The sequence below is a fragment of the Flavobacterium sp. genome, from assembly GCF_044361065.1.
In the GTDB taxonomy this organism is placed as follows: domain Bacteria; phylum Bacteroidota; class Bacteroidia; order Flavobacteriales; family Flavobacteriaceae; genus Flavobacterium.
Genome location: NZ_JBIKJI010000004.1, coordinates 22,994 through 32,054 on the forward strand (window position 1 = coordinate 22,994; position 9,061 = coordinate 32,054).

7 protein-coding genes are annotated in these 9,061 nt (G+C 31.5%); 3 read left to right on the forward strand and 4 right to left on the reverse strand.

What is annotated here, in order from left to right:
* Positions 1-71: 71 nt before the first annotated feature.
* Positions 72-2,861 (reverse strand): aminopeptidase, encoded by a 2,790-nt coding sequence (locus ACIQ11_RS00670; RefSeq protein WP_396151848.1) that lies wholly within the window; start codon positions 2,859-2,861, stop codon positions 72-74.
* A gap of 101 nt (positions 2,862-2,962) precedes the next feature.
* Between ACIQ11_RS00670 and ACIQ11_RS00675 the strand changes: the two genes are divergently transcribed.
* From ACIQ11_RS00675 to ACIQ11_RS00685, 3 genes are all read left to right on the forward strand, one after another.
* On the forward strand, positions 2,963-4,960 hold the full coding sequence (locus tag ACIQ11_RS00675) for an endonuclease (protein ID WP_396151850.1): 1,998 nt from the start codon (positions 2,963-2,965) through the stop codon (positions 4,958-4,960).
* A 61-nt stretch (positions 4,961-5,021) separates the two neighbouring features.
* Positions 5,022-5,957: a malate dehydrogenase gene (locus ACIQ11_RS00680; protein ID WP_396151852.1), complete on the forward strand. Its 936-nt coding sequence runs from the start codon at positions 5,022-5,024 to the stop codon at positions 5,955-5,957.
* Positions 5,958-6,123: 166 nt separating this feature from the next.
* Entirely contained in the window at positions 6,124-6,747 is a 624-nt protein-coding gene (locus tag ACIQ11_RS00685; protein WP_396151854.1) for a carboxypeptidase-like regulatory domain-containing protein, read from the forward strand.
* 5 nt (positions 6,748-6,752) lie between these two features.
* Here ACIQ11_RS00685 and ACIQ11_RS00690 read toward each other — a convergent pair whose 3' ends face one another.
* The 3 genes from ACIQ11_RS00690 to ACIQ11_RS00700 form a co-directional block, all read right to left on the reverse strand.
* Entirely contained in the window at positions 6,753-7,265 is a 513-nt protein-coding gene (locus ACIQ11_RS00690) for a DUF4442 domain-containing protein (protein ID WP_396151856.1), read from the reverse strand.
* A gap of 1 nt (position 7,266) precedes the next feature.
* Positions 7,267-8,217, reverse strand: coding sequence for an NAD(P)H-dependent flavin oxidoreductase (locus tag ACIQ11_RS00695; RefSeq protein WP_396151858.1), 951 nt, complete (start codon positions 8,215-8,217; stop codon positions 7,267-7,269).
* A gap of 104 nt (positions 8,218-8,321) precedes the next feature.
* Complete coding sequence (locus ACIQ11_RS00700) at positions 8,322-8,918, reverse strand: hypothetical protein (RefSeq protein WP_396151860.1); 597 nt, start codon at positions 8,916-8,918, stop codon at positions 8,322-8,324.
* Positions 8,919-9,061 lie beyond the last annotated feature (143 nt).

Genomic DNA, 9,061 nt, shown 5'->3' on the forward strand with positions numbered 1-9,061 from the left:
ACTATTATTTACGAATAATGCATAAAAATTATAAATTTAGAAACTGAAATTTGTAAATAAAACAAATAAATTTAAAACCATCTTCTTGTAAATAAAGAGGTTAATGTTTTTGGACTTAACGTGATAATAAATCTGATGCGTTCGCCGTAATTTTTGTCGTTTAATTCAAAGCCATTTGAAGAATATACAGGCAAATATAATTCAAAATAATCTTGCACTAAATTTAAGCGAATGCCACTATCATAGATATATTGCGGTTTGTATCCTTCGTTTTTAAACGTTCCAACATCTCCATACATTTCTATCCAGTCCCAAATGGTAAAACTAGCATTTGCGGTAAGAATATATTGATTGGCAAAACGTGTCGCAAATTTAGATTTAAAAGCGCCTTCTGCATTTACAAATTGTCGACTAAATAAACCTGTACTTTCACTACGTCCAATTAAGGCATAATCAAATAAATAGTCGGAAGGCCTATCAATTCCAAAACTAAAGAAATTGTTTTGGGTATCATTATGTGTAAAAACGCCAGCAAAAGCCCTTAAATTAATAAATCGGTTATTCTCAAATAGTTTTCGATATTGCATTTGCCCAGATATTTTTCCAAAACGATTTGAAATTTGTAAATCGGTTCCGTAAGAAAATTGTTCTATTAATTCGCTATTTGCATAGCCATATCGTAAATTAAATACAGAATAATTTTCTGAATTTTTTGTAGAAACAAAATTCGATTTTTCTCTGTTTACGTATACCTGTCGTATTAATAAGCCTTCACCTTGGTTTTTTCTAAAATTTGGATGTCTAAATCTGAAATTTACACTTGGTGTAATTTTAGTATAAAAGGCATCAGGCGCATAGTGTAAACGGGTTCCTGAAACAGCATATCGGGTGTTAAAATGAGTACTGTTGCGGTTAATATCGTTAAAACTAAATCCAGCGCCTCCAGCAAGTGTTCCAGTTTTAGAAGAAAAATTAGGCGAAATATCGTAATTAAACGGTCTGTCAATTACCGATTTGTTATTGAAATTCATACCCAATAACAAGCCGTCATATAAGTTATATTCGGCAGTTGGAACGAAAAACACTTGGTTGTATTTTGGATTTTCAATGTCTTTAAAAAAGGTAAATCTAATTTTCCTGTTCCCAAAAAATCGGTTTTTTAATTTGTACGAATTGTTATTGTTGTTTAATTCTGGAATTTCATACGTATCGTTTAAAACGAATTTTGTTATACTATCGTTTTGTATTGAAAATGTAAAAATGTCGGATTGATTATGAATCCAGTTTTTACTAATTAATTTGTTTTTATGATATCCTGAAATAGAAATAGGCACTTTGGCATCCCCTACATTTTTGATTGTTACGTCTATAGTATCGTTTGTTTTTTTGGCTTGAATAATTTTGTAATCAATCTTATTTCTGGAATAAATTAATTCGTTAAAAAACCAATTTATATCTTGTTTTGAATTATATTCTAAAATTGACTTAAAATTTTGACTATCAGTACATTTGAATTTATTTAATTCTATATATTGTTTAATTGAATTTTCTACATAATTTTCTCTTAAATAAGCGTTCAAATAATGTAGCGAAAGCCCGGATTTAAATTTTCCGGCTATTCTTTCATTGAATTTTATTTGGGTATTTTTATCTGTTCCAACGGGTTGATCAATATTTTTTCGCGCCATTAATAAATAATTATAAATGAATTGTTCGGTAAAATTCATAGAAATTATCTTGTACTTTTTTAGTATTTTAAATCGAGCTAATTTTCCAAAAGCTTTAGTTTCTGGATAGTTTTCATCGATATATTTTTTTAAATAATAATGCTGAATGCCTTCTAAAATCCAATGGTCTTTTCTGAAATTAATTTTCAAATTCGCCATTAAATAATTATTTAAATAGGTTTTTAAGAATTTCAATTCAAATACAAAATCATCGTTAAATGGAGAAATAAAAGAAGGCAGTTCATTCAACCCATAAAATGCTTCACGGTCATAGTCCTCTTGCGAAACCATTATTTTGTTTTGTTGAGATTTTCCTAAATTATCAGCTACATAATTGGTAATTTTATCAATAATTTGATTCTTTTGGTTTTCACTTAAATCGACAGATTTTAAATTGCTAACAATTATTGTTTCCTTATTTTTATAGGTTTCGTAGCTATTTTTCTTTTCTAATACAATTGCAAAATTGGTTCGAGAACTTCCAGTTAATTTCGAAGTAGTATCAGAAGTTTTTTCAACTTCTAAATCAGAATTGATAAGATAATTAGTATGCTGTATTTCAATGGTGTAACTCGCTATTTCTGAAGTTAAATCATCACTATTTTCTTCGCTTTGACTTTCGGAATCTAATTTGGAAAGCGTTAAAAAACAATTTCTTAAATACAGTTTGTTTTCAGAATATCCAAATTTTGTGAATTTAGAGTTTGGCAGCGTGATTTCATATGCTATTTTGATAGTTTTAAATTCTCCTATTGCTAAAGGTTTTTCGAGAGGAATGATAACAATATCGATTTGATTTGGTTTTCGGAAATACAATAACGACTTTTTATTTTCATCAGTAATCGAAATTATATTGGTTCCACCACGTTCCGTATTGCTTGAAAGGTGATAACTTCTATTGAATTCATCTGAAAACTTTTTTGCTAAAGCTGAGCTTTTACTGGAAAAAGCGTGATTCCAATCGTTTAAGACAATTTCTGAAAGCGTATTATTTGAAGTATTTTTAACTGTAATTTCTTCAAAAACAACAATTTTCTTTCCGTTTTCAAGGAGTTTCGCATCAATAGTAATCTCATTTTGTGAGAAGGATTGTAGGGCAAATAAAATAAAAAATACGATTCTAATTTTTGTCATTTTTTCTTTAAAGAAGTCAATATTACTAAAAAAAAGGAAATAATCATAAGAAATCACCTTAATTATGACTAGTTTTGTGTAACTTTTCAAATGAAAATTAAATGAAAATAAAATTATTTTTATTACTTCTGATTTCCAATATTACTTTTTCTCAAGTCGTAATTAATGAAATAGACCCTGATACCCCTTCTACAGATCAAAAAGAATTTATTGAATTAAAATCCGCTACAGCTAATTTTTCATTAAATGGATATGTATTGGTTTTTTTTAATGCTTCAAGTACAAGTCCTTATGCAGGAACTTTAAGTTACAACGCTATTGATTTAGATGGTTATTCAACAGATGTAAATGGGAATTTTTTAGTAGGCAATGTTTTGCTAACACCAACACCTGCCTTGTCTATGTTAGATGCTACGCTTCAAAACGGACCTGATGCTATTGCATTGTATCAAGCAAATGATACCGATTTTCCTTTAAATACTCCTGCAACAGCCACGGGTTTGGTTCACGCCATTGCTTATTCAAATACAGCTTCTACACAACCAACCGCGTTAATGACTATTTTAAATCTAACGGTTTGTGTAAACGAAAACGCCACTTCAAATGCGGCAAATCATTCAATTCAAAGAAAAGTTGATGGTACGTATGAAGTAAAAGCACCTACACCAGGTATGAATAATGACGGTTCAGGAATTGTTTTAAATTATATGACTACCACTTTTAATGCGAATACGTATACTGAAGGACAAACCGTTACTATTACATTTACTACAGATACGCCAGTAACCGCAACTACAACTTTTTCCATTTCTTTAAATAATGGAAATTTCAATTCAGCAGATTATACTTTTGATACTACTAATTCAGTAACCATACCTTCTGGTGCTACTTCAGTTACAAAAACAATTACGTTAATTGATGATACTTTGGAAGAAGGCGATGAAGAATTTGTCCTTTTTATTTCGGGTTTACCTGTAAATGTAGTTTCGAGTAATAATTCGATTGTAAGGCGAGTGGCAGATACGGATTTTCAAGTCTTAAATTTCGGAACGCCTTTAGCGCCTACTTACAACACGGTTTCAAGTACCGCTCCAGCAGGTTATTATGCATCTTTAGAAGGACTTTCTGGTGCAGCATTGAAACAAGCCGTGCAAAATATAATTGCGAATCCGTCTGTGGTTCGATTACATAGTTATGCAGATATTTGGGAAATTTTAAAAACTTCGGATCAAAATCCTTTGAATAGTGGGCAAATATGGGAAATTTACTTGGAACAACCGATGTCTAAAATAGACCAACAACAAAGTTCCAGTATTGTAGGTAAATGGAATAGAGAACACATTTTTTGTCAATCGAGAGGTGGTTTTGAAGTGGCAAATAATGATTCGGCAGATGGAATTGGAGTTTGGACTTCCACGAGTGCTGCTGCAACTGTCGACGGTGTTTCAGACGCACATCATATAAGAGCAGTAAACGGACAAGAAAATTCATCCAGAAATAATAAAAATTATGGTACGGTGAATTCCGCAACTGTTTATGCCGGAGCTACAGGTACTCAAGGTTCTTGGCGAGGTGATGTGGCAAGAGCTTGTTTTTACATGGCGGTTCGATTTAACGGTTTAAATGTTGTAAATGGCGATCCAAGCGAAAACAATGGCGCAAATCCTTCAGGAAATATTGGCGATTTAGCTACCTTATTAAGTTGGAACCTTTCGGATCCGAGAGACGATTTTGAAATGAATCGAAACAATTATATACAAACTTGGCAATACAACAGAAATCCATTTATCGATTATCCTTTATTGGCAAATTATATTTTTGGTTCGCAATTCGGACAACCTTGGTTTGCAGCATTGGCTTCGGAAAGTTTTGAAACAACAGATGTAAAAGTATATCCAAATCCGGCTACAGAACATATTTTTGTTTCAGGTATTACGAATCTTTCCAAAGTAGAAATTTTCTCTGTGTTGGGAACGAAAGTTTTTGAAAAAACAGGTATTGAAGATCAAATAATTCCTATTTCTTTTCAAGCAGGAATGTATTTTGTTAAAATTAACACAAATGATAAACAAATCATAAAAAAAATAATCGTGAAATAACGTAAAATTGTTTCATTATCAATATTTTTGTAAAAAATAACAACTCAATATAATTTATACAATGAAAGTAACAATAGTAGGTGCAGGAAATGTAGGTGCATCATGTGCTGACGTGATTTCTTACAGAGGAATTGCAAGTGAAGTAGTTTTATTAGACATTAAAGAAGGATTTGCTGAAGGAAAAGCAATGGACATCATGCAATGTGCTACAACTACAGGTTTTAACACGCAAGTATCAGGAGTAACTAATGATTATTCTAAAACAGCTGATTCAGATGTAGTAGTAATTACTTCTGGAATTCCAAGAAAACCAGGTATGACTCGTGAAGAGTTAATCGGAATCAACGCTGGAATTGTAAAATCTGTTGCGGAAAACATTTTAAAATTTTCACCTGATACCATTATCGTAGTTGTTTCTAATCCTATGGATACGATGACGTATTTAACGTTAAAAGCTACAGGTTTACCAAAAAACAGAATTATTGGAATGGGTGGTGCTTTAGATAGCTCACGTTTCAAATATTATTTATCAAAAGCATTAAACAAACCAGCTAACGACGTACAAGGTATGGTTATTGGTGGTCATGGTGATACTACTATGATTCCATTAACACGTTTGGCTTCTTACAACGGAGCGCCAGTGTCTAACTATTTATCTCAAGAGGCATTGGATAAAGTAGCGGCTGACACTATGGTAGGTGGTGCTACATTAACAGGTTTATTAGGTACTTCAGCTTGGTATGCTCCAGGAGCTTCTGTGGCATATTTAGTAGATTCTATCTTAAATAACCAAAACAAAATGATTGCTTGTTCTGTTTTATTAGAAGGTGAATACGGACAATCAGATATTTGTTTAGGTGTACCTTGTATTATTGGTAAAAACGGAGTACAAGAAATTGTTGATGTACAATTAAACGATGCTGAAAAAGCTACTTTTGCTAAATCTGCTGATGCAGTAAGAGCAATGAATGGTGATTTAAAAGCAGTTTTATCATAAACGCTTTTAACTATATATAAGGCCTGTAGGGATTTCTTACAGGCTTTTTTTTGTTTGAATAGGAACGCAGATTTGGCAGATTTTCTTTGTGTTCTTTGTAGAACGTAATTTTTGTGTATCTCTGAGAAAATTTTGCGAATCTCTGTGAAATTTGTATCTTTAACTTATGAAACATAAAATTCAAATATCCATTCCAGAACCTTGCCATGAAGGTTGGCAAAATATGACACCTGTGGAAAAAGGTCGATTTTGTGCGTCTTGTCAGAAAAGGGTTTTCGATTTTACATATTTATCTGATAATGAAATAATTAAAGTAGTTACCAAAAATGATAATTTATGTGCAAGAATTGACGTTTCTAATCTCAATAGAAATTTAATCAAAACGAAAACAAAATCTAATTATTTTGGTTATTTTGCTACCACCGTTTTAGCGTTTTTTGGATTGGGAGCTGAGAATGTAGTGGCGCAAGAAAAACCTGTTGTAGAACAAACGGATTTTAAATACTTGAATAAAGCTTCAGATTCTGTTAAGAAAATTATTGTTAGTGGTTTAGTTAAAAATGTTTATGGCCAACCTTTACCAGGTGCTATTATTAAAATAAAAGGTACAAAGAATTCAACTAACACAGATCAAAATGGTAAATATACAATAGAAGTGAATCAAGGTGAAATTCTTATTTTTTCATTTTTAGCAAAGATAGATAAAGAAGTACTAGTTAGGAATTCTAAAATAATTAATGTGATACTTCATTCGGGAGAATTGTTAATTGGTCAAGTTATATTAAAATAACTTATTTAATTTTTCAACCCCCTTTTTTCTTTATAATACACCTTTGTAGCAATATATAGCGTTTTGTCTAATTCTGCGAAAACAGTACCGTTTTTAGCCGTAATATGAAGTGTTTTCGTATAATCCATTTCGTTTTCAGCTTGTACTTTTTTTACGATTTCATTAATTTCTGTTGTAGAAAATTCAAACGTAGCAAAGGCGTGTTCGTATGCTGGGCGTTTAAATTTGATATCCGTTTTTTTATCCCAAACTACGTAGTCTTTTCCTAAAATTTGCATCAATTGAATCATATATATTGGGTCGGTTGCTGCAAACAAACTGCCACCAAATATGGAACCTACATAATTTTTGTTTTTGTACGATAAAGGAATTTTGATTTTTACTAAATGTAAATTTTCAGAAGCGAATATAATTTTACCACAACTTCTTTTATACATAGGCGAAAGGTTAAAACCTACTTTAAAAAGTGTCGCTTTTTTAAAATATCGATTTAAAAAAGTAAAAAGCGTCTCGTACATATTAAACCGTTAGTATTTTTACAATTTCTGCAACAGGTAAAATAGCGTGCGTGTCTTCAATACTTGGACCTGCGACCCAAACCGTTTTGTAGGTTACTTCAGTTGCTGCTTTTTCAGTTGCTTTCATTCCGATGTAAAAACGAATCATTTTGACCCATTTTTTTAAACTTTTGTTTTTATTTAAAAGTTGTTCCAGCCAAGTGGTTTTTGTGCCTACTTTTTGAACATAAGGCGTATTGATTACCGAACAAGGAGTGCCCGAAATACGTTCGGTCATTATAATGTCTTTAGCGCCATAATCTACACAAGCTTGTTTGTATTCTTGCGAAACGCCAGCTTCTGTTGAAGCAATAAACGGACTTCCGACAGAAACGCCAATTGCACCAAAGGAAAGCATTTTATCAACATCTGTTTTTTTGCTTACTCCACCAGCGGAAATAACGGGTAGGGAAGTACCCTCGTTTAATTGTTTGATTAATGTTTCAGGTGAAAGATTTCCTCTGTGTCCGCCGGCTTCATTGTTTACAGCCACTAATGCATCCGCACCTAAATGTTCCACTTTTTTAGCAAAGGTTAAATCGGTGACATCACAAAATACTTTGACACCTACTTGGTGTGCTTGATTAATAGTTTCTTCTGGTGAACCTAATGATGTTAAAATAAAATCGACTTTTTCTTCACATAAAACACGTAATTGCTCTTTGTATTTAAGGTTCGATTTATTTACGATTAAATTAAAACCAAAGCTGCCACCAACCACTTTTGCATTTCTCAATTCTATGATGGCGCTTCGTAATTCTTCTAATGTTCTATAATTTAAGGCAGGAATACAACCTGCTACACCGCTTTTCATACCTTCAATAACCATTTTAGTATTGGATACCAAAAACATAGGCGCCATGATAATAGGGTATTTTATATTTAAAATTTCTGTTAATTGTGGTTTAGACATGATTGGAAAATTTATTCAAATATACTAAAAAATAATAGGCGTGCATATAAAAAGCGCAGTTCTGTAAACTACAAGTCTATTATCTTTAGTCTTTAATCTAAAATTTATTTTTTTGGATCGTAGCGACGCGTGACGGCGTTGAACTTATATTTATTTATTTGTGTTTTTGTAGATAAATGTACTTCAAAATCTTTCGTTAAAGTAAATTCAAACCCTTCTCTTCTTGTTTTATCAACGGTTTGCGAAGCTGTTTTGTTTTTATCTAAAAATTCGATTTCTGTAATTTGACTTACCGTTTGAATGTTTCCTAAAATTTTTAGTTTGGTGGTAGATAATTCCCAAATTTCATTCGAAGTGATTAATGCGTTTTCTTTTTTTAATTTGGTTTCAGTCAAAATATTTTCTGTATAACTAAAGTGATATAATTTTACATTACCAACAGTAAACGATTTGATTTTAAAATTTGTTGGAAGTTGTGCTTTATCTTTTGCAGTTATTTCTTTAAGGATAATGGTTTCCTTTTTTCCAGCATTGTCAAGTAATATCGCTAATTTTTGTTTGCTGCCCTCGGTAATAATTTCGGCTTTTAAATTTTCAAAAGTGGCTAAAGCTGTCGGAGTTGCTTTTACAGGTGTTTTAGATTTTTGAGCGAAACTAACAATTGTTAATAGTAGTAGTAAAGTAAGTAGTACGTTTTTCATGTTGAAAATTTTTAAGATTTTGGTGTTACCAAAGTACAAAATAATTTTCATAAAAAAAACCGCCAAGAAAAATTCTTGGCGGTTTTAATTTATATTTTAAAAAGAATTAGTCTTTTTGAGATTGAACTGCTAAGTTATAAATC

Bases quoted from the DNA above. Each gene is read 5' to 3' on its own strand.
- ACIQ11_RS00670 (WP_396151848.1), bottom strand. From the start codon at position 2,861: ATGACAAAAATTAGAATCGTATTTTTTATTTTATTTGCCCTACAATCC.
- ACIQ11_RS00675 (WP_396151850.1), top strand. From the start codon at position 2,963: ATGAAAATAAAATTATTTTTATTACTTCTGATTTCCAATATTACTTTT.
- ACIQ11_RS00680 (WP_396151852.1), top strand. From the start codon at position 5,022: ATGAAAGTAACAATAGTAGGTGCAGGAAATGTAGGTGCATCATGTGCT.
- ACIQ11_RS00685 (WP_396151854.1), top strand. From the start codon at position 6,124: ATGAAACATAAAATTCAAATATCCATTCCAGAACCTTGCCATGAAGGT.
- ACIQ11_RS00690 (WP_396151856.1), bottom strand. From the start codon at position 7,265: ATGTACGAGACGCTTTTTACTTTTTTAAATCGATATTTTAAAAAAGCG.
- ACIQ11_RS00695 (WP_396151858.1), bottom strand. From the start codon at position 8,217: ATGTCTAAACCACAATTAACAGAAATTTTAAATATAAAATACCCTATT.
- ACIQ11_RS00700 (WP_396151860.1), bottom strand. From the start codon at position 8,918: ATGAAAAACGTACTACTTACTTTACTACTACTATTAACAATTGTTAGT.